This window comes from Pseudomonas sp. Xaverov 259 (assembly GCF_019352915.1).
GTDB lineage: Bacteria > Pseudomonadota > Gammaproteobacteria > Pseudomonadales > Pseudomonadaceae > Aquipseudomonas.
In genome coordinates, this window is the sequence record NZ_JAAAFV010000057.1 from 1,028,141 (window position 1) to 1,050,967 (window position 22,827).

At 61.4% G+C, this 22,827-nt stretch carries 24 protein-coding genes; 10 read left to right on the forward strand and 14 right to left on the reverse strand.

From position 1 onward, the window contains the following. Positions 1-32: 32 nt before the first annotated feature. Positions 33-428, forward strand: coding sequence for a DUF3301 domain-containing protein (locus K0H48_RS27525; RefSeq protein WP_219337476.1), 396 nt, complete (start codon positions 33-35; stop codon positions 426-428). Here the strand turns inward: K0H48_RS27525 and K0H48_RS27530 are convergent. Genes K0H48_RS27530 through dksA form a run of 4 tightly spaced genes read right to left on the reverse strand, consistent with a single transcriptional unit; the run spans position 422 to position 3,708 of the window. Further along, the gene (locus K0H48_RS27530; RefSeq protein ID WP_219337477.1) at positions 422-1,384 is read right to left on the reverse strand and encodes a GTP-binding protein; all 963 of its coding nucleotides are present in this window, start codon (positions 1,382-1,384) and stop codon (positions 422-424) included. The two genes, K0H48_RS27525 and K0H48_RS27530, sit on opposite strands and share 7 nt — an antisense overlap. 42 nt (positions 1,385-1,426) lie before the next feature. After that, on the reverse strand, positions 1,427-2,071 hold the full coding sequence (locus K0H48_RS27535) for a DUF1826 domain-containing protein (protein WP_219337478.1): 645 nt from the start codon (positions 2,069-2,071) through the stop codon (positions 1,427-1,429). Next, positions 2,071-3,276, reverse strand: coding sequence for a zinc metallochaperone GTPase ZigA (zigA, locus tag K0H48_RS27540; protein ID WP_058421083.1), 1,206 nt, complete (start codon positions 3,274-3,276; stop codon positions 2,071-2,073). The genes K0H48_RS27535 and zigA overlap by 1 nt, the downstream gene beginning before the upstream one ends. A gap of 27 nt (positions 3,277-3,303) precedes the next feature. Further along, positions 3,304-3,708, reverse strand: a complete 405-nt coding sequence (dksA, locus tag K0H48_RS27545; protein WP_056860912.1) for an RNA polymerase-binding protein DksA — start codon at positions 3,706-3,708, stop codon at positions 3,304-3,306. A 126-nt stretch (positions 3,709-3,834) separates the two neighbouring features. On the opposite strand from dksA, the gene K0H48_RS27550 reads away from it, so the two are divergent. Beyond that, entirely contained in the window at positions 3,835-4,203 is a 369-nt protein-coding gene (locus K0H48_RS27550; RefSeq protein WP_219337479.1) for a glutamine synthetase, read from the forward strand. Here the strand turns inward: K0H48_RS27550 and K0H48_RS27555 are convergent. Continuing rightward, complete coding sequence (locus K0H48_RS27555) at positions 4,200-5,411, reverse strand: N-acetylmuramoyl-L-alanine amidase (protein WP_219337480.1); 1,212 nt, start codon at positions 5,409-5,411, stop codon at positions 4,200-4,202. The genes K0H48_RS27550 and K0H48_RS27555 overlap by 4 nt on opposite strands. 129 nt (positions 5,412-5,540) lie before the next feature. Between K0H48_RS27555 and folE2 the strand changes: the two genes are divergently transcribed. Genes folE2 through K0H48_RS27590 form a run of 7 tightly spaced genes read left to right on the forward strand, consistent with a single transcriptional unit; the run spans position 5,541 to position 11,166 of the window. After that, a complete protein-coding gene (gene folE2, locus K0H48_RS27560) occupies positions 5,541-6,437 on the forward strand; it encodes a GTP cyclohydrolase FolE2 (protein ID WP_219337481.1) in 897 nt (298 codons plus the stop codon). Further along, positions 6,434-7,102 (forward strand): metal ABC transporter ATP-binding protein, encoded by a 669-nt coding sequence (locus K0H48_RS27565; RefSeq protein WP_219337482.1) that lies wholly within the window; start codon positions 6,434-6,436, stop codon positions 7,100-7,102. Before folE2 ends, K0H48_RS27565 begins: the two co-directional genes overlap by 4 nt. Continuing rightward, positions 7,102-7,968: a metal ABC transporter permease gene (locus K0H48_RS27570; RefSeq protein WP_186617229.1), complete on the forward strand. Its 867-nt coding sequence runs from the start codon at positions 7,102-7,104 to the stop codon at positions 7,966-7,968. Before K0H48_RS27565 ends, K0H48_RS27570 begins: the two co-directional genes overlap by 1 nt. Before the next feature lie 11 nt (positions 7,969-7,979). Next, positions 7,980-8,858: a metal ABC transporter substrate-binding protein gene (locus K0H48_RS27575; protein WP_065932043.1), complete on the forward strand. Its 879-nt coding sequence runs from the start codon at positions 7,980-7,982 to the stop codon at positions 8,856-8,858. Beyond that, positions 8,855-9,268: a phosphoribosyl-AMP cyclohydrolase gene (gene hisI / locus K0H48_RS27580; protein WP_219337483.1), complete on the forward strand. Its 414-nt coding sequence runs from the start codon at positions 8,855-8,857 to the stop codon at positions 9,266-9,268. Before K0H48_RS27575 ends, hisI begins: the two co-directional genes overlap by 4 nt. Further along, on the forward strand, positions 9,265-9,825 hold the full coding sequence (locus K0H48_RS27585) for a DapH/DapD/GlmU-related protein (RefSeq protein ID WP_017135756.1): 561 nt from the start codon (positions 9,265-9,267) through the stop codon (positions 9,823-9,825). The genes hisI and K0H48_RS27585 overlap by 4 nt, the downstream gene beginning before the upstream one ends. 3 nt (positions 9,826-9,828) lie before the next feature. Next, on the forward strand, positions 9,829-11,166 hold the full coding sequence (locus tag K0H48_RS27590; RefSeq protein WP_219337484.1) for a dihydroorotase: 1,338 nt from the start codon (positions 9,829-9,831) through the stop codon (positions 11,164-11,166). Here the strand turns inward: K0H48_RS27590 and K0H48_RS27595 are convergent. Continuing rightward, positions 11,163-11,684, reverse strand: coding sequence for a DUF3617 domain-containing protein (locus tag K0H48_RS27595; protein ID WP_219337485.1), 522 nt, complete (start codon positions 11,682-11,684; stop codon positions 11,163-11,165). The genes K0H48_RS27590 and K0H48_RS27595 overlap by 4 nt on opposite strands. A 130-nt stretch (positions 11,685-11,814) precedes the next feature. Between K0H48_RS27595 and cls the strand changes: the two genes are divergently transcribed. After that, positions 11,815-13,254, forward strand: coding sequence for a cardiolipin synthase (cls, locus tag K0H48_RS27600; RefSeq protein ID WP_200431037.1), 1,440 nt, complete (start codon positions 11,815-11,817; stop codon positions 13,252-13,254). 130 nt (positions 13,255-13,384) lie between these two features. Here cls and cfaB read toward each other — a convergent pair whose 3' ends face one another. From cfaB to hflK (K0H48_RS27640), 8 genes are all read right to left on the reverse strand, one after another. Further along, complete coding sequence (gene cfaB / locus K0H48_RS27605) at positions 13,385-14,569, reverse strand: C17 cyclopropane fatty acid synthase CfaB (protein WP_219337486.1); 1,185 nt, start codon at positions 14,567-14,569, stop codon at positions 13,385-13,387. A gap of 87 nt (positions 14,570-14,656) precedes the next feature. After that, positions 14,657-15,445: a DNA-binding domain-containing protein gene (locus tag K0H48_RS27610; protein ID WP_219337487.1), complete on the reverse strand. Its 789-nt coding sequence runs from the start codon at positions 15,443-15,445 to the stop codon at positions 14,657-14,659. Continuing rightward, positions 15,436-16,281, reverse strand: coding sequence for a DUF692 domain-containing protein (locus K0H48_RS27615; protein ID WP_138813222.1), 846 nt, complete (start codon positions 16,279-16,281; stop codon positions 15,436-15,438). The genes K0H48_RS27610 and K0H48_RS27615 overlap by 10 nt, the downstream gene beginning before the upstream one ends. Positions 16,282-16,347: 66 nt before the next feature. Beyond that, the gene (locus K0H48_RS27620) at positions 16,348-16,602 is read right to left on the reverse strand and encodes a hypothetical protein (RefSeq protein ID WP_200431096.1); all 255 of its coding nucleotides are present in this window, start codon (positions 16,600-16,602) and stop codon (positions 16,348-16,350) included. Positions 16,603-16,719: 117 nt separating this feature from the next. Continuing rightward, positions 16,720-18,606 (reverse strand): cation-translocating P-type ATPase, encoded by a 1,887-nt coding sequence (locus tag K0H48_RS27625; RefSeq protein WP_219337488.1) that lies wholly within the window; start codon positions 18,604-18,606, stop codon positions 16,720-16,722. After that, positions 18,603-19,637: a protease modulator HflK gene (hflK, locus tag K0H48_RS27630; protein ID WP_219337489.1), complete on the reverse strand. Its 1,035-nt coding sequence runs from the start codon at positions 19,635-19,637 to the stop codon at positions 18,603-18,605. Before hflK (K0H48_RS27630) ends, K0H48_RS27625 begins: the two co-directional genes overlap by 4 nt. Continuing rightward, positions 19,634-20,629, reverse strand: a complete 996-nt coding sequence (gene hflC / locus K0H48_RS27635) for a protease modulator HflC (protein WP_170037021.1) — start codon at positions 20,627-20,629, stop codon at positions 19,634-19,636. Before hflC ends, hflK (K0H48_RS27630) begins: the two co-directional genes overlap by 4 nt. 9 nt (positions 20,630-20,638) lie before the next feature. Then, positions 20,639-22,564 carry a protease modulator HflK gene (gene hflK, locus K0H48_RS27640; protein ID WP_219337490.1) on the reverse strand — a complete coding sequence of 642 codons (1,926 nt, stop codon included), beginning with the start codon at positions 22,562-22,564 and terminating at the stop codon, positions 20,639-20,641. Positions 22,565-22,827 lie beyond the last annotated feature (263 nt).

The following is a 22,827-nucleotide window of genomic DNA, read 5'->3' on the forward strand; positions in this document are numbered from 1 at the left end:
TAAGCTGCTCTCACTTTGTTGGAGTTCATCGCATGCTGACCCTGGGAAACATCTTCGTGTTGATGCTGTTGGCGACCGGTGCCGCCTGGGTGTGGCACAACCACGGCCTGCGCGAAAAGGCGCTGGAGCGGGTCAAGCAGCATTGCGCCAAGCTGGATATCGAACTGCTCGACGGCGCGGTGGCGCTCAAACGCATCGGTTTTGTGAAAGATGCCAATGGTCGGCGGCGCTTGGCGCGCATTTATAACTTCGAGTTCACCGTGACCGGCGAAGCCCGTCATCCTGGGACTATTACTCAGTTCGGCGCCCACAGCGCGCAGATCGAATTGGCGCCCTACCCGTTCGAGATCAAGACGCCGCTGCCCAGCGCCGAAGTCATCGAGCTGAGTCAATGGCGCCAGGACCACGCCAGCAAGAACCGTCACTGACGGCAGGCGGCCAGCGCGCTCTGTAGCCCAGCCACGTCCTGTGGCTGGCTGAAAATCAACTCAATACGTGAATCGCGGCGCCACTCGCTGGGTTGCCAGGTGAGTGGACTATTATCCACAGCGTTAGCCGACACCCAGGTATCGCCGCTGTGGATAACCAGCTTGGCACGGCGCCATTCAAAGCCTGCCAGCCAGCTGTGCAGGCGCGCAATGTCGAACGACTGGCTCGGGTGCCAGCGCCAACCGATACTCCAGCCACCTTCTTGGGCCTGGCTCAAGCAAATGGGCAACGCAGGATCCGTCCAGATCGCTGGCATCTGTGCCAGGCCTTTGGGCACCTCGAAGTTATCCACAGCCGAGCCAGCCTGTACATTCAGGCCGGGCAATTGCGTCAGCGGCAATTGCGCCTGGCGGGTCCAGTAGGTCGGGCAAGCAGGCAGTTGCTGTTCTATGGCCTGGCGCTGTGGGGCATCCAGCGCTTCATCTTTGTTCAACACCAGCAAACCGGCGCTGGCCAGCGCTTCCTGCTGTGCCTGCGGCAATGCTTTGCCCGCTGCCAATGCTTGAGCATCCAATACCAGCACACACGGCTGAACCGCGAGTACGCCCTGCCATGGTGCCTCGCGCAACTGCTTGAGCAACTGCGCCGGATGCCCCAAGCCCGAGGGCTCGATAAACAGCCGATCCGGCTTGGCCTTACGCAACAGGCGGCCAAGCCCTACCTGGAACGGTGCACCATTCACACAGCACAAACAGCCACCGGCGACTTCGCCCAGGGCAATGCCGTCGTCATCCTGGGTGAGTAATGCGGCGTCCAGGCCGATTTGCCCGAACTCATTGATCAACACGGCCCAGCGCTCGTTAGCCGGGCGTTGGGCCAGCAGGTGTCTGATCAGGCTGGTCTTGCCGGCGCCCAAAGGCCCGGCAATCACGTGGGTGGGAATGTTCTGCAGCATGGGGCTTCATTCAGGCCGGGTAGAGCGTTTGATCCTACGCGCTTATGCGAGCCAATCCAGTGTCAGGATCAACCGGCGCTCGTCGGCCTTGAGCGCGGGTGAGCGATGGATCAAGCCATGGTTCTCGTTGCCGTGCCATTTTGTGCCCTTGAGCAAGGCCACTTCGCCGCAGTGGACCTGCTCGATACGCTCGGTGGGTTCCGCGTCGGGCTGGCTGAGTTTACGCCGGTCCATCACGCCTTCGCGCAGCCACTGGCTGCCGATCCCGGCGTAGGTGGTGATCAGTCGAACCGGCACATGGTCGACGTGAAAACGCGGGCACATGGCCTTGTCCAACAGCCGCAAACGCACGCCAATCCTCTTGGCACCGAGGAGGCAAGCAAACGCGCTGACCAGCCAGGACACATCGGCAATGAAGCCTTCGTAGCCTTCAAGATCGCGGCAGCTGGAGGCTAAACCCTGCAAATTGGGCTCAGCGTCCTCGTTGTCGAGTTCAATCACCATGGAGTCGGCCAACGGCTCATTAAGCGCCACCAGCAACGCGCCGAATTCGGCGATATGCAGGGGCAACTGGCGCTGCCACAGCGCCAGGTTGACGTCGTTTTCGAGGATATCCGACAGCGCCAGCGGGGTTTCACCACGGGTCTGCCGGATCACCGGGCGTAAGGGGATTACCGGGGCCAGCATCAGGCTACCTGCTCATACCAAGGGCCAAAGGGGTCGGCCAACTGGCGCCAACCTTCGACGCCCAGGGCCATTTCTTCATCATTAAGCAGGCACGCGTCCAGCTCGGCGCGCATCTGCGCGAAGTCGATGTTCTGCCCGATAAACACCAGTTCCTGGCGGCAGTCGCCGGTGCTCAATTGCCAGTTGCCCATGATCGCCGCCACGCTTTCTTCGTCTTGCGGCCACTGGCTTTTCGGTACGAAACGCCACCAGCGCCCGGCAAAGCCATGGCGCATCAAGCCGCCGGCCTGGGACCAACTGCCCGCATCCTGATGCTTGCTCGCCAGCCAGAAAAAGCCTTTGGAGCGCAGCAGTTTGCCGTTCACCCAAGGGCGGTCGATAAAGTCGAAGAAGCGTTGCGGGTGAAACGGGCGACGCGCGCGGTAAGCGGTGGAGGCGATGCCATATTCTTCAGTTTCCGGCACGTGCTCACCGCGCAACTCCTGCAGCCAGCCCGGTGCCTGCGCTGCGCGTTCGAAGTCGAAGCGGCCGGTGTTGAGGATCTTGTTCAGCGGCACTTCGCCCATCACCATCGGGATAATTTCCGCCTGCGCATTGAGGCGCTCAAGGATGGCCATCAACTCCTCCCGTTCGCGGCTGCTGATCAGGTCGATCTTGCTGATCAGGATCACGTCGGCGAATTCGATCTGCTCGATCAGCAAATCGGTGATGGAGCGCTCGTCGTCTTCGCCCAAGGTTTCACCGCGGGAAGCAAGGCTTTCGGCAGCTTGGTAATCGAGCAGGAAGTTCATGCCGTCGACCACGGTGACCATGGTGTCCAGGCGCGCGATATCGGCCAGGCTTTGCTCGTTTTCATCACGAAACGTGAAGGTTTCGGCCACGGGCAGCGGCTCGGAAATGCCGGTGGACTCGATCAACAGGTAATCGAAGCGACCTTCCTTGGCGAGCTTTGTGACTTCTTCCAGCAAGTCTTCACGCAAGGTGCAGCAGATGCAGCCGTTGCTCATCTCCACCAATTTTTCTTCGGAGCGATTCAGGGTGACGTCGCGCTGCACCTCGCTGCCGTCGATATTGATTTCACTCATGTCGTTGACGATCACCGCCACCCGCAGGTTTTCGCGGTTGCGCAGGACGTAGTTGAGCAGCGTGCTTTTACCGGCGCCGAGGAAGCCGGACAGCACGGTAACGGGAAGGCGATTGGTCATCAGGTAGTCCTCATCAGGGTTGGCCGGTCAAATCGCCCGTTTATGGCGTTCGCGCAGCTCTTCACGTTCTTTGGCTTCGATACACAGGGTGGCGGTGGGACGCAGCAGCAGGCGTTGCAGGCCGATGGGCTCGCCGGTTTCGCGGCACCAGCCGTATTCGCCGCGGGCCAGCAGCTCGAGGGCGTCGTCGATCTTGTCCAAGAGCTTTTTTTCGCGCTCCAGCAGGCGCAGCTGCCATTGGCGCTGTTCTTCGGCGCTGCCGATGTCGGCCAGATCGCTGTTGGTTTCCTGCTCGCGCAGCAGCAAAAATTCGGCCTCGATACGCGCCTGCAATTCGTCGCGCTGGGTCAGCAACAGTGTTCGGAAGAAACCTTGCTGAGCGTCATTCATGTAATCGGCGGGCGGTTGGGCCAGAAGGTCTTGTTCAGTCATGGAAAGCGGTTCACGGGTCAGGCTGTGCTTTAATGTTATAGTATAACAATACAAATAAGCCAATCCCCGCTTGCTCGCCACGACGAAGGGCGCAATGCTGGAACACTTTCTTGCCAGAGAGGCACTATGAAAACCCTGGTGTGTGCCCTGTTATTGGGCGTGGCAGGAACTGCCTGCGCGCAAACGCCGAGCCTGCTGGCGAACTGCACGCGCAGCGCCAACTTGCTGGCCTGTGTAGACCCGCTGGGCAACGCCTACAGCGTGGCGACGGTTGGCAGCACCACGTATTTGCGCGGTTTTGAAGTGATCGGCAAACGCTATTGGGCACAGACCAGCAGCCGCTACGGGCAACTGACGTTCTTAACCGGGTTGGCGTCCGATGGTGAGGCGTGGGTCGGCTACACGCGCCGCGTGGGCTGGACCACCATCAACCGGTTTTCCAGTTCGGGTGGCGCCAGCGCCAAGTTCACGTGCAGCCGTATAGCTGGCTGTTAGACCTGGCCGCTCTTCTGTTCCTGAACCCAGGCCATGTAGCTGTTCATCGGCGGGTTCTTCTCGAAGTATTTTTTCAGGCCGTCGAACAGGCCATCCGCCACGGCTTGTTGATGACGCGCCGTCACCAGCCGCTGGGCGTCCTGGGTGTTGGAGATAAACCCGGTTTCCACCAGGATCGACGGCACGTCGGGTGATTTGAGCACCGCGAACCCGGCTTGCTCCACGCGCTTCTGGTGCAGCGTGGTGATGCTTTGCAGGCTGCCCAGCACCGAGCTGCCCAGTTGCAGGCTGGAGGCGATGGTGGCGTTCATCGACATATCGAGAATCACCCCGGCGAGCATCGGGTCTTTGTCCTTGAGGTTAAGCAAGGTAGTGGCGCCCAGCAGGTCGGCGCCGTTTTCGCGCTGCGCCATAAAGCGCGCGGTGGCGGAGGTGGCGCCGCCCTCCGACAACGCATACACCGAAGCGCCGGATGCGGTGAGCCGTGGCGCGGCGTCGGCATGCACCGAGATAAACATATCGGCCTTGTGCTGACGGGCGATGTCCACGCGCTTGCGCAGCGGCACGAAGAAGTCATCGTTGCGCACCAGCTTCACGTCAAAGCCCTTCTCGCGCTTCAAGCGTTTGGCCAGCAGTTGGGCGATGGACAACACCACGTCTTTTTCGCGCTGGCCCTTGGAGCCGATGGCGCCAGGGTCTTTGCCGCCGTGGCCGGGGTCGACCACCACAATGATGTCGCGCTTGGGATGCGCCTTGTCGACTGGCGCGACTAATGGCGCCGGCTCAGCAGCAATCTGGCGCGGCGCGTGGGTGGCGTTGGTCAGGTCGAGCACCAGCCGATGGCCTTGGCCATCCTGTGGCGGCAATAGAAAGCTGTTGAGCTGCATCGGCGAGGCCAGGTCCAGCACGATGCGCGTATCGCTCTTGCCGAAATGCCCCGAACGAATCGAAGTAATCCCACTGTTCTTCAGTGCCAACTGCGAAAAATCACCACTGAGCCCGGCGCCGCTCAGGTCGATGATCACGCGCTCCGGCGACGTCAGGGAGAAGGTCTTGTATTGCACCGGGCCGCTGAGGTCGAACACCAGCCGCAGTTTGTCGTCGGAGCGCCACAAGCGCGCATTACGAATCTGTGTGGCGAACGCCCCCAATGGAAAGGTGAACAGAGGGCTGACCAGCAGCAGATTGAGAAGCTGACGTCTGTGCATGAAAAAACACCGCAAATAAAGGAGCGTCCCTGCTCGACATGACTGAAGAAAGACTGGAGCAGAAAAATCATCGTCGACTTAATCGTTATAATATAACATGTCTTTTTATTTCCAACGATGGACCTGCTCATGAACGCGCTGACTCTGCCGGATATCGCCGCGCAGGCTTCACGGCAAGCCTTGCCACTCGACTGGGTGGGCATGTGCGGCATCGCCCTGCCAATCCTCATCGACGGCCAACGCCTGGCTGCCACCGCCGATGCTGGCGTAAGCCTGGACGATGGCGAGGCCCGTGGCATTCATATGTCGCGCCTGTACCTGGCTTTGGAAATGCTCGACCAGCAGCTTCTTACACCTGCACTTCTGCGTAATGTACTGCAGCGTTTTCTCGAGAGTCATGAAGGATTATCTAAGAACGCCTACTTGCGTATTCACACGGATTTGTTACTCAAACGCCCGGCCTTAGTCAGCCCGCTGGCCGGTTGGAAAGGCTACCCGGTGTGCATCGAAGCGCGTCTGGAAAACCAGATGTTCCACGTGGAACTAAAAATTGACGTTACTTATTCCTCAACTTGCCCTTGCTCGGCCGCGCTCGCCAGGCAGTTGATTCAGCAGCAATTTCTCCAAGACTTCGGCAACACGCCGTTGCAGCACGAGGACGTTTTGACCTGGCTCGGCAGCGCCAACGGCATCGTGGCCACGCCTCACAGCCAGCGCAGCAGCGCCCAGCTGTCGATCCAGCTGGACGCCAGCCACAACACCCTGCCGCTCACAGACTTGATCGACAACGTCGAAGCCGCCCTCGGCACCGCCGTACAAACCGCTGTAAAACGCGCGGACGAACAAGCCTTCGCCTTGGCTAATGGGCAGAACCTGATGTTCTGCGAAGACGCTGCTCGCCGCTTGAACCTCGCCTTGAAACGCTCGGATGCCGTCAAAGCCTTCCACCTGAAAGTGATCCACGCCGAAAGCCTGCACGCGCACGATGCCGTGGCTGAAAGCCGCTGGACGAGAGACTCTGCATGATCACCTGCAACGCTTTGCGCTGGGGCGCACCCGGGCAACCGCTCACCCCAGCGCTGGATCTGCGCCTGGAAAAAGGCAGCCTCACCGGCATCATTGGCGCCAACGGCACGGGCAAGAGCAGCCTGCTCAAAGTCATTGCCGGGCTGCAAAAACCGTTGGCGGGCAACGTCAGCGTGGATGTTCCACGTCGTGGCGGTTTGTCATTCCTGCCGCAGCAGCAACACCTGGACCGGCAGTTTCCAATCAGCCTGCAAGAGTTGGTGGCCGCCGGTTTCTGGGGCACCAAACTCACCCCGGAACAACGCAGCCAGCGTCTGCAAGCCGTGCTGGAAGACTGGTGCCTCACCGGCCTGGAACATCGACCGTTGATGGCGTTGTCTGGCGGCGAACTGCAACGCGCGCTGCTGGCGCGCATGAGCCTGGCTGAAGCGCCAGTGTTGCTACTCGACGAACCCCACGCCGCCCTCGACGAAGAAGGCCAGGCGCTGTGCTGGAAACATGTACACGCCTGGCACGATGAAGGCCGCACGGTGGTGATCGTGTGTCACGATCTGGCTTCTGTGCGCCACCACACTCAGCAAGTGGTGCAAATCAAAAGCTCTGGCTGCGTATTCGGACCCAGTAAAGAACTGATCCGCCCGCAACCGCACATGCAGGTGGCCTGATGCACTTCGCCGCCCACTTGTGGATGCCGTTTCAAGATTTCGTCTTCATGCGCCGCGCCCTCATCGGCGGGCTGGTGCTTGCGTGCAGCACCGCGCCGCTGGGTGTGTTCCTGATCCTACGGCGCATGAGCCTGATCGGTGATGCCGTTGCCCACGGCATCCTGCCCGGCGCCGCACTGGGCTTCTGGTTCGCCGGTATCAGCCTGCCTGCGCTGACCATCGGCGGCCTCGGCGCCGGGCTGAGCATGGCCGGGTTGTCGGCGTGGATCACCCGCCGCACCGGTCTGCGCGAAGACGCCAGCCTCGCCGCAATCTACCCGATCTCGCTCGCCGCGGGTGTGCTGATCCTGGGCATCGCCGGCAAGCGTCTGGACCTCTTGCACCTGCTGTTCGGCTCCGCCCTGGCGGTGGATGAAACCACCCTCACAGGCATGCTCTGGGTCTCGGGTTTCAGCCTGATCGCCATGGGGCTGATCTACAAACCGCTGCTGCTGGACACCCTTGACCCGCTGTTCCTGCAAACCGTCAGCCGTCTTGGCCCACTCGCCCACGGGTTGTTCCTGACCCTGGTGGTGTTGAACCTGGTGATCGGCTTCCAGGCCATCGGCGCGTTGATGGTGGTGGGTTTGATGATGTTGCCGGCGATTGCTTCACGTTTCTGGAGCCGGCGCCTGCCGGTATTGATTGCGGTATCGGCGGTGCTGGGATGCCTGTCGGTGTGGTTTGGTTTGCTGCTGTCGTTCTACTACTCACTGCCCAGCGGCCCGGCCATCGTGCTGGTGGCTGGCGGCGGGTATTTGCTGTCCGTGGTTTTCGGCCCGGTGCACGGCTTGCTGCGCCGCCCGCCCTCTCTTACATCCCAATGAGGTGTTTCCCGATGCGCGCTTTACTCGTGCTGTTCAGTCTTCTGCTGCCCTTGTCGATGGCCCAGGCTGCCGACAAACTCCAAGTAGTCACCAGCTTCAGCATTCTCGATGACATCACCCACCAGATTGGTGGCGACCACATCCAGATCAGCAATATGGTCGGCCCGGACTCCGACGCCCACACCTATGAGCCGACGCCGGACGATGCCAAGGCGCTGCTCAAGGCCAAGGTCATCATCAAGAATGGCCTGGGCTTCGAACCCTGGCTGGACCGCCTGGTCACCAGCACCGAAACCAAGGCTACCGTGGTCACCGCCAGCAAGGGCGTGATCTCCCACACCATGGAAGAAGACGGCGAAACCATCCCGGACCCGCACGCCTGGCACAACCTGGCCAACGCCGAAATCTATGTGAACAACATCACCAAGGCACTGGTAGCTGCCGACCCGGCCAACAAGGCTGACTATCTGCGTAACAGCCAGACCTACCTGAAAGAAATCTACCGTTTGCTAGCCGAAGCCAAAACCAAGTTCGGCGCACTGCCAGCCGGCAACCGTCGCATCGTCACCTCCCATGACGCCTTTGGTTACCTCGGCCAGGCCTACGGTATCCAGTTCCTGGCACCGCAAGGCCTATCGACCGAACGCGAACCATCGGCCGCCGAAGTCGCTGCGCTGATCACCCAGATCCGCAAGGACAAGGTCAAAGCCGTGTTCATGGAAAACATCAAGGACTCGCGCCTGCTCAAGCAGATCGCGGACGAAAGCGGCGCGCAGATCGGCGGAACGCTGTACTCCGACGCCCTCGCCGCCGAAGGCCCGGCCAGCACCTTTACCGGGCTGTTCGAGTACAACCTCAACACCTTGTGCGCCGCCCTGAGCAAGCCATGACACTGAGCATGCTCGACCTGGAAGAGGCTGCCCTTGGCAGCCGCTTTCCACTCGAATCCGTGCTCGACGCCCTGCCGTGGAACAGCGATGGCCTGATTGCCGCCATCGCCCAACAACACCGCAGCGGCGAAGTGCTGATGCTGGCCTGGATGAACCGCCAGGCGCTCAGCGAAACCCTGGCCACTGGGCAAGTCTGCTACTGGTCGCGCTCACGCCAGCAACTGTGGCGCAAAGGCGAAAGCTCCGGCCACTGGCAACAGTTGATCGAGGCACGCCTGGACTGCGACGGCGACGCCGTGCTGCTGATCGTCGACCAGCAAGGCCCGGCGTGCCACACCGGGCGGCCGACTTGCTTCTACAACGCCATCGATGGCAACCACGTCCACATCATCACGGAGCCTGTTGCATGATCCGCAAGAACCCTTCCGGCGATCTGCCGGTGATTGCCGAGTCGGCCTACGTCGACAAGACCGCGATCATCTGCGGCAAGGTCATCATTGGCGAGAACGTGTTCGTCGGCCCCTACGCCGTGATCCGCGCCGACGAAGTCGACGCCACCGGCGACATGGACCCGATCACCATCGGCGCCAATTCCAACATCCAGGACGGCGTGGTGATCCACTCCAAATCCGGCGCGGCGGTGACAATTGGAGAGTTCACGTCTATCGCACATCGCTCCATCGTCCACGGCCCGTGTACCGTCGGCGACCGCGTGTTCATCGGTTTCAATAGCGTGCTGTTCAACTGCGCCGTCGGCGATGGTTGCGTGGTGCGCCACAACTCGGTGGTCGACGGCCGCGACTTGCCCGCCGCCTTTTACGTGCCCTCCACCACCCGCATCGGCCCCAATACCGACCTGTCGCAATTCCCGCCGGTGAGTGTCAGCGCCTCGGAGTTTTCCGAAGACGTCGCGCGTACCAACGTCGACCTTGTGCGTGGTTACAAAGCCCTGCAAAACGAGTTCTGAACCATGAGCCGCCTGCTGATCCGCAACGCCCGCCTGGTCAATGAAGGCCTGGAATTTGACGCCGATGTGCTGGTCGCCAACGGCCGTATCGAAAAGATCGCCGGCAGCCTTGAAGGCTACAACGAGCCAGTGGAAATCGACGCCCAAGGCCAATGGCTGCTGCCGGGCATGATCGATGACCAAGTGCACTTTCGCGAACCTGGCGCGCCGGACAAAGGCAGTTTCTACAGCGAATCCCGCGCAGCAGTGGCCGGTGGCATCACCAGTTTCATGGACATGCCCAACACCAACCCCGCCACTTTGAATCTGGAAGCGCTGGCCGATAAAAAGCGCCGCGCCGCGTTGCACTCGGTGGCCAACTACGGCTTTCACTTCGGCGTAAGCAACGACAACCTCGACATCGTTGCCGCCCTGGACCCGCGTGAAGTGGCCGGGGTCAAAGTGTTCATGGGCGCCTCCACCGGCAATATGCTGGTGGACGACCCACGGATTCTGGAGCGGCTGTTTGCCGAAGTACCGACCATCCTGCTGGCCCACTGCGAACACACGCCGAGCATCCTGGCCAACGAGCAACGCCTGCGCGAGCGTTTCGGCGAGCAGATACCAGCCGTCGCCCACCCGCTGATCCGCGATGCCGAAGCCTGTTATCGCTCGTCGTCTTTTGCCGTGGAATTGGCCAAGCGCCATGGCACGCGCCTGCATGTGCTGCACCTGACCAGCGCCCGCGAACTGGCGTTGTTCGAAGACACGCCCTTGGCCGAAAAGCGCATTACCGCCGAAGTCTGCCTGCACCACTTGCTGTTCGATGACCGTGACTATCATCGCCTCGGCCACCAGATCAAATGCAACCCGGCGATCAAGACCCGCGCCGACCGCGACGCATTGCGCCTGGCCTTGTTGAGTGATCGCCTGGATGTAATCGGCACCGACCATGCGCCGCATACCTGGGCGCAAAAACAGTTGGGCTATCGGGAGGCGCCTTCCGGGTTGCCGCTGGTGCAGCACGCGTTGCCGGCGTTATTGGAATTGGTCATCGACGGGCATTTGCCCCTGACCACGCTGGTGGCAAAAACCAGTCATCGGGTGGCCGATTTATTCGCCATCCCGGACCGTGGTTACTTGCGTGAAGGCTATTGGGCCGACCTGGTACTGATCAAACCCGAGCCCGAAGGCAAACCGGTAAGCAGCCAGCCGATCCTCGCCCGCTGCGGTTGGACACCCTTTGCCGAACGCAGCTTCCGCCACAGCGTGAGCACCACGCTGGTGTCCGGCCACTTGGCGTGGCACAACGGCCAGGTGGTCGACAGCTGCCAGGGTTTGCCCCTGCATTTTCTGCGTTAAGCGCGGGGTTTTACCATACCGCAATCGTTGCCCAACCACTGGGCGTGGGTGTCCAGGCTGCCCTTCTGCTGGACGCCGGTGGCGTTGAACGTACCGTTAACGGTGGTGGTGAATTCCTGCTGGCTCTGGAAGGTTGCAACGCCAGTGCCCTGGGCTTTCGGGCAGCTGAAACGGAATTTCCATTGGTTGCCGGTCTTGTCGGTCACTTCTTGCTTGCAGCCCGATTGCGGGTCGGTCAGCGGGATCGAATCAGAGGCGACCTGGGCAGGCGTCAGGCATACCTGCACGCCTTTACCGGCCATGGTGATGCCCTGTTTTTCCAGCATCGCACGCTGCTCAGGGGTCATCTGTTGCTTGAGCTGACCGAGGATCAGCGACAGGTCCGGCAAGTCCTGGTTATCGACTTTCATATTGCTGGTGGTCAATTCCCACAAGCCCGGCGCCAGCATCTGCGCCTGAGCCGCCACGGGCAGCGTCAATCCAACAACCATGGCCAAACCAAGCAGACGAGCATTCATCGAGTAACTCCTGGGTAATTGTGGGCGTTAGACGCCGCAAAGCCGCCAGTGTTGCACGGCAAATAAAATAGCGACATTCGCTGTGGAACATGGTCTGTTAGGCACTCGATTGCCTGGAGTAATGTCGTTCATGGATTTTTTTGGCCCGCACCTGCTCGCCTACTTCATTGCCACGCTGCACTTTCTCGGGACGCTGGCGGCGATCCACGCGGTGCTGACGGTCAGGACCGCCCAAGGCTCGATCGCCTGGGCCTTGTCGCTGATGTTCATGCCTTACCTGACGCTGATCCCGTACCTGATCTTCGGCCGCAGCACCTTCGACGCGTACATCCAGGCACGTCGCCAAGCCAACCAGGAAATGCACACCGCCATCACCGAGCTGAACTGGCGCCCGTGGGTCGACGAAGCCCTGGCCGCGCGCAACTCCAGCGCCTACGGTTCCTTGCGCGCCATGCCCAAACTGGGGCGCATGCCGTGCCTGGCCAATAATGAAGTGCGTTTGCTGATCAATGGTGAAGCCACGTTCAGCGCGATTTTCGACGCCATTCGCAATGCCAAAACTGCAGTACTGTTCCAGTTTTTCATCATTCATGACGACGAGCTTGGCAGACAGCTGCATGCGCTGCTGAAGGAAAAAGCTGCCGAAGGTGTAGATATTCATGTGCTCTACGACCGCATCGGCAGCCACGCCCTGCCCCATCGTTATGTGCAATCGCTGCGCGACGCGGGGGTAAAAGTCAAAGCGTTCGCCACCCGCAGCGGCTGGCTTAACCGCTTCCAGGTCAACTTTCGCAACCATCGTAAAATCGTGGTGGTGGACGGCATTACCGGGTTTGTCGGCGGGCACAACGTCGGCGATGAATACCTGGGCAAAAAGCCGCCGCTGGCACCCTGGCGTGACACCCATGTACAGGTCACCGGCCCGGTGGTGGCGTGCCTGCAGGAGTCGTTTGCCGAAGACTGGTTCTGGGCGGCGCGCGAGCTGCCGCCGCTGATTTTGCCGGACACCTACCCCGAGGACGGCGTGCTCTGCCAATTGCTCGCCAGCGGCCCGGCCGACCCGTATGAAACCTGCTCACTGTTTTTTGTCGAAGCCATTCATGCGGCGACCGAACGCGTGTGGATCACCAGCCCGTATTTCGTGCCCGATGAGGCGGTGTTCTCGGCCTTGCGCCTGGCCGTGCTGCGCGGTGTTGACGTGCGCCTGCTGCTGCCGTCGCGCCCCGACCATCGCATCGTCTACGCCGCGTCCAGCCTTTACGCGATCGAAGCGGTACGCGCAGGCGTGCGGGTATTCCGCTACAAGCCAGGTTTTCTGCATCAAAAAGTCGTGTTGGTGGACAGCGAAATCAGCGCCATCGGTAGCGCGAACATGGACAACCGTTCGTTCCGGCTGAATTTTGAGGTGATGCTGCTGACGGTGGACGAGGCGTTTGCAAGCGAGGTGGAACACATGCTGCTGGACGACTTTGCCCTCGCACATGAAGTCAGCCAGGAAGAAAGCCGCGAGACCCGTCGCCTGCAACAACTGGGCATGCGAGTGGCGCGGCTTATCTCACCGATTCTCTAGCCCACAACACACTACAAATGTGGGAGCTGGCTTGCCTGCGATGGCGGTGTATCAGGCAACTATCCAGTCCTGATACACCGCCATCGCAGGCAAGCCAGCTCCCACAGTTTTAGATCTTCGATGCGTTGAATCAGCGGTAGATATCTTCCCGCGTCCACGGCAATTCATGGCTGCCATCGGCATGGGGTTTCACCGCCAATATCTGATGCAAATTAATCCAGCCCCGCGCAAACGCATACGCGCAACCGGCCAGGTACAGCCGCCAGATACGCAATGCCTGCTCCGGCACCATCTTCGCCGCCGCTTCGAGGTTGTCTTCCAGGCGCTCACTCCAATGGTCCAGCGTGCGCGCGTAGTGCAGGCGTAGGCTTTCGACGTCGACCACTTCCAGCCCGACTTCACTGATTTCGGCGGTCATCATCGCCAGGTGCGGCAGCTCGCCGTTGGGGAATACGTAACGCTCGATAAACTCCCCGGCGCCACGGCCCACAGGTCGGCCATCGGTGTGCTTGGCGGTAATGCCGTGGTTCATTACCAGGCCGCCTTCACGCACCGCGCCAAACAGTGTCTTGCAGTACTCCGCCAGGTTGGCGTGGCCGACGTGTTCGAACATGCCCACGCTCACCACTTTGTCGAAACGGCCATCTTGCGGCAGGTCGCGGTAATCGAGCAGTTGCAGGTCGACCTGATCTTCCAGGCCTTCGGCTTTCACCCGTTCCCGGGCGAGTGCCAGTTGCTCTTTGCTCAAGGTGATACCAAACACTTTGACCCCGAACTCGCGCGCGGCGAATCGCGCCAGCCCGCCCCAGCCGCAGCCTACATCAAGCAAATACTCACCCGGCTGCAGCCGCAATTTGCGGCACAGGTGGCGAAATTTGTCTTGTTGGGCCTGGTCGATGGATTCGCTGCCGGTTTCGAAATACCCGCAGGAATACGCCATGTCCTGGTCCAGCCATAGCTGGTAGAACTCGTTGGACAGGTCGTAATGGTAGGAAATGGCCGCTGCGTCAGTGGCCTTGTCGTGGATCGAGCGCACCGGACGACTCCCCTCGTCGTCTTCGATCAGGGCATGACTCAACTCGTCACATACCCGGATGACCTCGGCGATGGAGCCTTCCAGCTCCAACTTGCCCTCGACGAAGGCTTCGCCCAAAGCATCGAGCGTTGGATGGGTCAGCTTGGACACGACCGTGGGGTCCTTCACCACGATGGTCACACTGGGCTCGGGGCCCAAGTTGAATTCATGGCCGTCCCAGAGTCGAAGACGCAGCGGTAGCTGAAGATTCTGTAAGGCCGGTGGAAGTTGCGCGAGCATGAGTAGTCCCCCCTTGTTTCAGACGTCTGGAGTGAGGGTAGACCATCCGAAGACAAAGTAGGAGGCTATCGATTTAATAGCCTTCTTCTATGGGGCTCGACGCTCGAGCAAACCATCCTGGATCCACTGTTTCAGCCATGTCACTGCTTGCAGTGGCGCACCCTCTGCATAAGTGACTACCAGCGCTTCGCACAGTTCTGAAAAATTCCAGCCGGTGGTCACCATGCCCGCCAAGGCACAGGCCTCCGCTGGCTCCAGGCTGCGGTAATGGCACACGTTCTGGTGGCGCCACACCAGGCAAATCTGCGCCAACTCCAGCGCGTGGCTGTCGGGAAACTCCGACTCATCCTTGCTCGCCCGCCAGATTGCCACGGTGTTGAAGTGACACAGCATCTGCTGCACCGACGGCGCCAGGCTCACCTGCAACGCCGGCCATTCTTCGGGCGCCAACTGCGCCATGGCCTCCAGGCTTAGCGGTTCGCCCTGCAGCGCATCAAACGCCAGGGTAAAAGCCCATTCCAACCGTGCCAGCTCAGCCAGCGGCGCGCTCTGCTCAGCCACCAGGTGCTCGACGATAAACGCCGGGAACCGCTCACCCAGCCAACGCAGGCTGTAATGGGCGGACGGATAACGGCGCAAATAGGCTTCTGTCAGTGATGCGAACTCATCATCGCCGAGCCAATACCAAATGGCACCGAAGTCATGGCGCAGCACTTCCTGCAAGCGTGACAGGTAGGCGTTGTGATAAATCGCCAGGCCCGTGTCCACATCCAGGGTTGGCCCGCCGAGCAAAGTCGCGGCAAAGCCACTGTTGGCGGCTGAGTTTTCAGATAACAGGTGCTGCTCAAAGGCCAGCTGCCAATCGGTCAGGCGCATAACGATCTCCTGGCCAACGCAGTCGCACCCAATTCACGGGCCTTGCTCAATTCGGTGAGCAGCTCTTCGAACGGTGGGAAATGGTCATCGCGTTCCAGCAAGGTCGACACCGGCCCCAGGTGCTCAAGCGTCTGTTGATAAAGCGCCCATACCGGATCGCACACCGGATGGTCATGGGTATCGACCACATAATCACCGTAGTCCATATGCCCGGCCAGATGCAGCTGGCGAATACTTTCAGGCGGCAAACTGCGGATAAACGTCCAGGCATCAAACCCGTGGTTACGCGAGCTGACATATACGTTGTTCACGTCCAGCAGCAGTTGGCACCCGGTGAGATGGGCCAGGGCATTGAGGAATTCCCACTCGGTGAACTCATCAGCCTTGGAGCGCACATAGCTGGAGACGTTTTCCAGCACCAGTGGGCGCTGCAATACATCCTGCACTTGGCGCACGCGGCCAGCCACGTGGTATAGGCTTTCTTCGGTGTAAGGCAGCGGCAGCAAGTCGTGCAACTGATGGGCACTGCCACGGCTCCAGCACAGGTGATCGGAGATCCACGCAGGCTGAATGCGTTCGGCAAGCTGTTTGATGTGTTTCAGGTAATCGGTATCGAGGGCATGCGGCCCGCCGATGGACAGGGACACACCATGCATCACCAGGGGATAACGCTCGGCTATCGCATCCAGGTAGTACAAGGCTTTACCGCCCTGGACCAGATAATTCTCGGAGATCACTTCGAACCAATCCACGGCCGGCGACTGCTCAAGGATCTGCTGGTAGTACTCACTGCGTAAACCCAGGCCGTAACCCAGACTTGTAAGGGAAGCGGACATCACACACTCCTGGGCAAAGTGTCCGCAGCGGTGGGGGCATCCGCTGCGGGAGCACTGAGTTGCCGGTTATTCGCCGACTTTGCCGCCAGCCTTCATGCAGGCATCAGCAGAAGGCTTGGCGAGGAAGCCCTGGCCTTTGCAAGAACCTTGACCTTTGCACGCGTGGTCTTTGGTTTTGCAATCGTTCTGGCCTTTGCATGCGTTGATGCCGTAGCAGTGCACAGCGGTGTCAGCGGCTTGAGCCTGAGTGACAACACCAGCAAACATGGTAGCAGCGGCCATTGCGAGGGCGGCACCAGCAGCAGCGGATTTGAAGTTCATTTTTGTATTCCTCATGATCGGTAGTGGAATCGGTCTGAACGGATTGTTCAGTCTCGACATACCACTAGAGTGAGGTCCCTCATCGGCGTTACAGCTGTGTGCAAATATTTCTGAAAATTATTCATCCAGCTTCAAAAGCGGCTCCTGGAAGCGTAGCAAACGCCCGGCATTGCCCAGTACCAACAGGGTGCTGAGGTTGTGCAACACCGCCGCGATCATTGCGCCAGCAGCGCCCAACCAGCCAAACGCGGCGAACACCACGATGGCCAGCGTCCAGCCCAGGCCGATGATCACGTTGACCTGCAACGTATGTCGGCACTGACGACTCAAGCGCACACAGGTGCCGAGGCGACGCAGATCGCTGCCGATCAACACCACGTCCGCCGATGCCAGGGCGATGTCCGCCCCGCCCGCGCCCATGGCCACGCCGACCACGCCCGCTTTGAGAGCCAAAGAGTCGTTGATCCCGTCACCCACTACCATTGGGCGGAACCCACTACTGATTTCTCCCAGTACGCGGTTGAGCTTATCTTCCGGCAAAGCCTGCGCCTCGACATCGCTGATGCCGACGTCGAGCGCCAGGCTGTCGGCCACGCTTTGGCGGTCGCCGGTCAGCAGCAGCTGGCGGCCCAGGCCGAGGTCGCGCAGCTCTTGCAGCGCCTGGCGTGCTTCCGGCTTCACGCTGTCCGCCAACAACAACCAGGCAAGGAACTGCCCGTTCAACGCCAGCCCGGCAATCGGGCCGTCATGGCTCGGCACAGCAGTGGTGACAATACCCAGTTGCTCGAACAACTCCGGCCGCCCCAGCGCCGCCTCGCCCTGTTCGGTTTGCGCCACAACGCCGAGGCCCTGGCGTTCGCGGATGTCCGTCAGTACCAACATTTGTTCCTGCGTGGCCAAACCCGCCAGCGCACGGCTGACCGGGTGGCTGCTGGCCGAACCAAGGCTGGCGGCGAGATTCAACAACACCTGCCGATCCGGCGCCGTGGTTTCGATGGACTGCAAGCGCAGCGTGCCGAAGGTGAGCGTGCCGGTCTTGTCGACCACCAACGAGGTCAGGTCCGCCAGCTCTTCCAGAAACGCCGAGCTGCGAATCAAAATCCCATGACGCGCCGCCACCGCAATCCCGGCAATCGCCGTGGCCGGCGCCGACAGCACCAAGGCACACGGGCATGCCGCCACCAGCACCGCCAACATTGCCTGGGCGTCATTGGTGACAAACCAGGTCACCGCTGCCAGCAGCAACACCAGCACCATATAGCTGCCGGCGTAACGCTCCAGCAGCCGCGTGATCGGCGGCTTGGAGCGCTCGGCGTTCTGCATCAGCGCAATGACCTTGCCCAAGGTCGACTCATTGCCGGTGCGCGTCACTTGCAAGCGCAACAACCCATCCAGGTTGATCGCCCCGCCAAACACCTGCACACCGACACTGGCTTCCAACGGCACCGACTCACCCGTGATGGGCGCCGTGTCCAGGCTCGCCTGGCCCGACAGCACCACGCCGTCGGCGGGCACGCGGTCACCGGCACGTACTTCGACGATATCGCCGGTGTTCAGCGTGCCGTTATCCACTTCGATAATGCTGCCATCGGCCTGTACCAACCGCGCATGGCTGCGGGTCAGTTTGCCCAGGGCGTGAATCGCTTCTTGGGAGCCAATCACGCTGCGCTCTTCCAGCACATGGCCGAAGATCATGATGATCGGCAGCAAGGCGGCCGTCAGCAGATCACCGGTGGCCCAGGCACCCAGCATCGCCAGGGCGATCAATTGGTCGGTGATGCCATGCAGGCTGGGGTAACGCAGGCTGTACCAGGCCGAGCGCATCACCGGCACGGCCACCAGCAAGGACGCAACGCCCAGCAGCAATTGGCTGACACCGGTCTGGTCCGGCGCCAGCCAGCGCCAGACCAGGCCCAGCACCAGCAGTCCCAAGGCCAACATCGCCAGGGTTAATTGCCGGGCAGCGCTGCGCTGCTCGGCGGAGGTCAACATGGGCGCGCTCATTGCTCGGCTCCCTGAATGATCAAGCGGGAGTCGTCTTTAGGGTCGACGGTGGTCACGGAACCTGCCTGGCCTAGAATCTTCGGCAAGCGCTCGCGGTACAGCCGCAGCAACAAGCCCGGGTCTTTAACCTGCGCCAGGCTGGCGACCGTCGCCGTTTGCGCCTGGGCATTGGCCAAGCGTTCGCTGGCCTGGGCGTGGGCAACCTGCACCAGCCGATCGGCTTCCTGGTTGGCGGTCTGGGTGAGTTTTTCCGCGTCGGTGCGGGCATTGGCCACGGCTTTGTCAGCTTGCTGGCTGGCCGTCAGCACGGCGTTGAAGGCATTGACTGCCGGACCTGGCAGGCTCGATTGCACGTCGACTCGAGTGACTTCAATGCCCAAGCCCAAGCCCGTCGAGGCCAGCTGCGCCAGGCGTTTATTAATGCCTTGCACCAGATCACCGCGCAGCCGCTCACGGCGTTCGGCGGCGCCGTTGTCGGTGCCGATCAGTTCAGGGCGCGCCACCAGAATCGTGTCCAGGTCGCGCGCGGCGGTCAGTGCCACCACGCTGCGCGTCACCAGCCGATCCAGGGCCGGCAGAACATGCTCGCCCTGCAACACAAAGGCGTAAGGCTCGGTGACCTTATAGAACACTCGCACATCCAGCTGCACCACACCGGCATCGCCCGTCAGCAAATAGCCGGAACCGGCCAGCGCATCGCTCAACGGCGTGGCAAAACTGGCCACGCGGTCGGCCTGGATCGCCGCCTCGGAGCGTAACAAGTTATCCACGCGCCGCTCGATCACACGGTCCGCCGCCGGCAACAGCACCACTTGCTCAAAGGGCTGCGGCCACGCCAGTAACAGCCCGGCGTTCTGGATGCGGTCAAGCGCGCCGAAGTGCAACACCACCGCGCGGTTTTGCGGGTCGATCTGTCGCACATTCGAAAACGCCCAGGCCAATGCGGCCAGAACCGTCACCGCGTACAGCGCCAGGAAGGTCAGGCGCCCGGCCTGGATCCACGGGCTGTCCGGGCCGTCACGCTCGGTCATGGCTGAACGTCCTTGGGCCCGTCTACCAGTGCACGGAACGGCGCAGCGTCGGTACGCAGGATGATCTTGGTGCCCGGCGTGACCACGGTGCCCAAGGTATCGAGCGAGCGCAGCAGGTTGTACAGCTGCGGGTTGCCTGCGTAGGCACGCCCATAAATCTGCGCCGCCTCAACCCGCGACTGGGCTTCGATATCAGCGGCTTTCACCGTGGCATCGGCCTGCACGATGCGCGCATCGCGCTCGGCAGCGGAGCGAATCTGCGCGGCTTCACGCTTGCCCACGGCGGTGCGTTCAGTGGCGATGGTTTCGCGCTCGGCGCGCATGCGGTCGACGGTGGCGGTCAGGGTCACGGAAGGCAACGTCAGGCGCTCGACGCCCACTTGCGCCACGCGCACGCCATAGGTGGTAAGCAATTGTTGATCAATCTGCTGGCGCAATTGTGCCTCGAAATCAGCAATGCGAACCTGGCTGGCGTCGGTGTTGATCAAACTCGACAGGTCAAAGCTAGCCGCCGTGGTTTCCAGCGCCGAGCCGACGAAGGTGCGAATCTGCCGCGCCGCCTCATCCGGCTGGTTCTGTACCGCCCGCATAAAGCGCTGCACATTGTCGGCATCGCCCTGCACCTGCCACGCCACGTAGGCCTGCACGATGATGCGCAGGCCATCGCGGGTGCCCACATCCTGCAAACCGCTGGAGGTGGTGCGCAGGCGCAAGTCTACCGGGATCGCCGCTTCGAACGGCGCCGGCCAGCGCCAGCCCAGGCCCGGCTCCAGCAGTACCCGCGCCGGGTTGCCGAAGCGGGTAATCACCGTGGCTTCACCGGAACGCACCTGCACCAGGCTCGCCGCCGCGACGGCAAACAGCACCAGCAACACCGCCCAGGCCATACGCCGCCAAGGGAATGGGCCAGCGGCCTGCTCATCACCATGGTGGTGATGATGGTGGCCGTGATGATGGTGATGACCGTGATCGTGAGAATGAGCGCTCAACAGACAGACTCCTTATTGAACGGCTTTACGCGGCGCCATCGGGTCGGCCGGCAAAGTAAAAGAACGCAGATCGATCGTCGGCGCGCCATCGGCGCCCAGGCGGTGATCCAGAATAAGCAGCTTGGCATTGGCCAGGCCTTGGCTGAGTTGGCCCAGGTACTGTTCCAGCACAAAGGCACGACCCGCCGTGGCGTAGGCTTTTTGTTCGGCGGTAAAACGCAGGTCGGCCGCTTGTGCACCCGCGTTGACTTCACGGGCAGTGGCCACCGCCTGGTCGCGGGCAGTGCTGGCTTGCAGCAACGCCTGGTTGGTTTGCTCGCTGGCAGCCCCGCGCTCACGGGAGATCAGCGCCTGAGCGCCAATTTGCGCCGCCTGCACGCCGTGATAGGCATTGGCGGCGCCTGCCGGTGGGTGGATCGCTTCGACTACCGTGGCCAAAATCTCCACGCCGCTGTCGAGTTTCTGAAGGTCTGCCTGCACGGCGCGGCCCACTTCATCGGCAAGGCTGGTGCGTTGCTCACCGAGCAATTCGTCGAGGGTGCGCGAGGCAAAATCATGCACAAGGATGCGGCTGGCGGTGCTGCGAATCAGCGTCGGCACATCCGCACTGTTATAGGTGGCGGCCAGCGCAGCCTTGTCCGTCAAGCCGATGCGGTAGACGAAACGCACATCCATATTGACGATCTGGAAGCTCTGCTTGTCGCCGCTGCTGCTGGCGATCACTTGGGACTTGTCATTCACATGGCTTGCGTCCCACAAGCGGTTGGCGATTAGCGGCGCCGGGCCTTCTGCCGAGGCCAACTCCGGCGCGGCGGCCTCGCTGACGCTGGTCGCCAATTCATGCACCACGCCGTTTTCCACACTCAGCACGCGACCCAATGGCCAAGGCAACCCGGCATGCAAGCCAGGCCCGAAGACTTGCACGGGTTTGCCGAACCGCTCATAAATCCCACGGCCTTGCAGGGGCACTTCGTGCACGCCGGTCAACGCCCAGCCTACCGCCAGCACCACCAACAGCACCGGCAAAAACGCCCGGCGCATGTAGGTAAACGCCCAGATCTGGCGCAGGTCGATGCCAAAGCGGTTGTGCAATTCGTGCTGCAACGCCAGCAAGGGTTGGGGTGGCCATCGCAGCAGGCCGGCGATAAAACTTTGCGCCATCAAGCGCGGCTCGAGGCGCGGCTGGCGCGGGCTGAACAGTGACAGCACGCCTCTTAGCAGAAACTCCAACGCCACCAGCGCGGGCAACAGCCCCGTCAACACCGCAAGGCGCAGCGGCCAGACGGATTCGGCACCGGCAAACAGCAGGCAGATCGCACTGAGCACCAGGCTGACAATCGCCACGCGGCTCAACTGCGCCAGCTGGGACGCTTCCGGCCATTGCGCGGCGGTTTCCTGGGCCAAGCGGCGCTCGAACACCAACAAGCCAAAGGCCAACGCCAGGGCCACCGCCGCGCCGATGCTTGCCGATTGCCCCACCGCGGCGGCGGGCAAGGCCAGGTTCCAGAATTCGATGACGCTGATCAGCGCCAGCAACGACCAGCCGCACAGCCACAGCACCGGCGCGCCAACCTGTGCCAGCAAGCCGCTGCCAAACCGATTGATCGCCCGTGCGAACGCGCCAACTTCTTCGCTGGAGGCTTCGATCACTTCACCCGTGGGCGTTTCCAGCGCCTGGGCGCGCCAATCCGCTACCCACCACGCCGATTGCAACCCGGCCACCAGCACCAGCAAGGCAGAGGCGCAGTTGATCAACACCACCGGCCAGATCGACAGCGGCGCAAACAGCGCGACAAACAGCGCCAGCACCCAACCGGCCACGGCCAGGGCCGTCAGGCTGATGCCCGCTTGGCGCAATCGGCGGGCATGGAACAACCCCTGTTGAAAACGCGGAAGGCCTTCAACCGAAGCGCCGTCAGCTGCCAGATCCACTTGCATCTACTTCACGTCCACTTACATACAATTGGTTACGATATAACACGCAGCGTGAAATTTTTGTCCTAAAACAGCGCAAATCCCCTGTGGGAGCGGGCTTGCCCGCGACATCGGTCTGCCAGTTTTTGAAGGCAGCCACTTTCTCCTGTGGCGAGCAGGCTTGTCCTGCGTTGGGCTGCGAAGCGGCCCCAAACCCAGACACTGAGTACTTTCAGGAAAATTGCAGTGCCTTTACTGGGGCCGCTTCGCAGCCCAACGCAGGACAA

Bases quoted from the DNA above. Each gene is read 5' to 3' on its own strand.
- K0H48_RS27610 (WP_219337487.1), bottom strand. From the start codon at position 15,445: ATGCGCCTGACCGATTGGCAGCTGGCCTTTGAGCAGCACCTGTTATCT.
- K0H48_RS27550 (WP_219337479.1), top strand. From the start codon at position 3,835: ATGAAAACCCTGGTGTGTGCCCTGTTATTGGGCGTGGCAGGAACTGCC.
- K0H48_RS27625 (WP_219337488.1), bottom strand. From the start codon at position 18,606: ATGAGCGCGCCCATGTTGACCTCCGCCGAGCAGCGCAGCGCTGCCCGG.
- K0H48_RS27620 (WP_200431096.1), bottom strand. From the start codon at position 16,602: ATGAACTTCAAATCCGCTGCTGCTGGTGCCGCCCTCGCAATGGCCGCT.
- K0H48_RS27595 (WP_219337485.1), bottom strand. From the start codon at position 11,684: ATGAATGCTCGTCTGCTTGGTTTGGCCATGGTTGTTGGATTGACGCTG.
- K0H48_RS27555 (WP_219337480.1), bottom strand. From the start codon at position 5,411: ATGCACAGACGTCAGCTTCTCAATCTGCTGCTGGTCAGCCCTCTGTTC.
- K0H48_RS27530 (WP_219337477.1), bottom strand. From the start codon at position 1,384: ATGCTGCAGAACATTCCCACCCACGTGATTGCCGGGCCTTTGGGCGCC.
- hflK (WP_219337490.1), bottom strand. From the start codon at position 22,564: ATGCAAGTGGATCTGGCAGCTGACGGCGCTTCGGTTGAAGGCCTTCCG.
- dksA (WP_056860912.1), bottom strand. From the start codon at position 3,708: ATGACTGAACAAGACCTTCTGGCCCAACCGCCCGCCGATTACATGAAT.
- cfaB (WP_219337486.1), bottom strand. From the start codon at position 14,569: ATGCTCGCGCAACTTCCACCGGCCTTACAGAATCTTCAGCTACCGCTG.
- K0H48_RS27570 (WP_186617229.1), top strand. From the start codon at position 7,102: ATGCACTTCGCCGCCCACTTGTGGATGCCGTTTCAAGATTTCGTCTTC.
- zigA (WP_058421083.1), bottom strand. From the start codon at position 3,276: ATGACCAATCGCCTTCCCGTTACCGTGCTGTCCGGCTTCCTCGGCGCC.
- K0H48_RS27535 (WP_219337478.1), bottom strand. From the start codon at position 2,071: ATGCTGGCCCCGGTAATCCCCTTACGCCCGGTGATCCGGCAGACCCGT.
- K0H48_RS27575 (WP_065932043.1), top strand. From the start codon at position 7,980: ATGCGCGCTTTACTCGTGCTGTTCAGTCTTCTGCTGCCCTTGTCGATG.
- K0H48_RS27565 (WP_219337482.1), top strand. From the start codon at position 6,434: ATGATCACCTGCAACGCTTTGCGCTGGGGCGCACCCGGGCAACCGCTC.
- K0H48_RS27615 (WP_138813222.1), bottom strand. From the start codon at position 16,281: ATGTCCGCTTCCCTTACAAGTCTGGGTTACGGCCTGGGTTTACGCAGT.
- hflK (WP_219337489.1), bottom strand. From the start codon at position 19,637: ATGACCGAGCGTGACGGCCCGGACAGCCCGTGGATCCAGGCCGGGCGC.
- folE2 (WP_219337481.1), top strand. From the start codon at position 5,541: ATGAACGCGCTGACTCTGCCGGATATCGCCGCGCAGGCTTCACGGCAA.
- K0H48_RS27525 (WP_219337476.1), top strand. From the start codon at position 33: ATGCTGACCCTGGGAAACATCTTCGTGTTGATGCTGTTGGCGACCGGT.
- hisI (WP_219337483.1), top strand. From the start codon at position 8,855: ATGACACTGAGCATGCTCGACCTGGAAGAGGCTGCCCTTGGCAGCCGC.
- K0H48_RS27585 (WP_017135756.1), top strand. From the start codon at position 9,265: ATGATCCGCAAGAACCCTTCCGGCGATCTGCCGGTGATTGCCGAGTCG.
- K0H48_RS27590 (WP_219337484.1), top strand. From the start codon at position 9,829: ATGAGCCGCCTGCTGATCCGCAACGCCCGCCTGGTCAATGAAGGCCTG.
- cls (WP_200431037.1), top strand. From the start codon at position 11,815: ATGGATTTTTTTGGCCCGCACCTGCTCGCCTACTTCATTGCCACGCTG.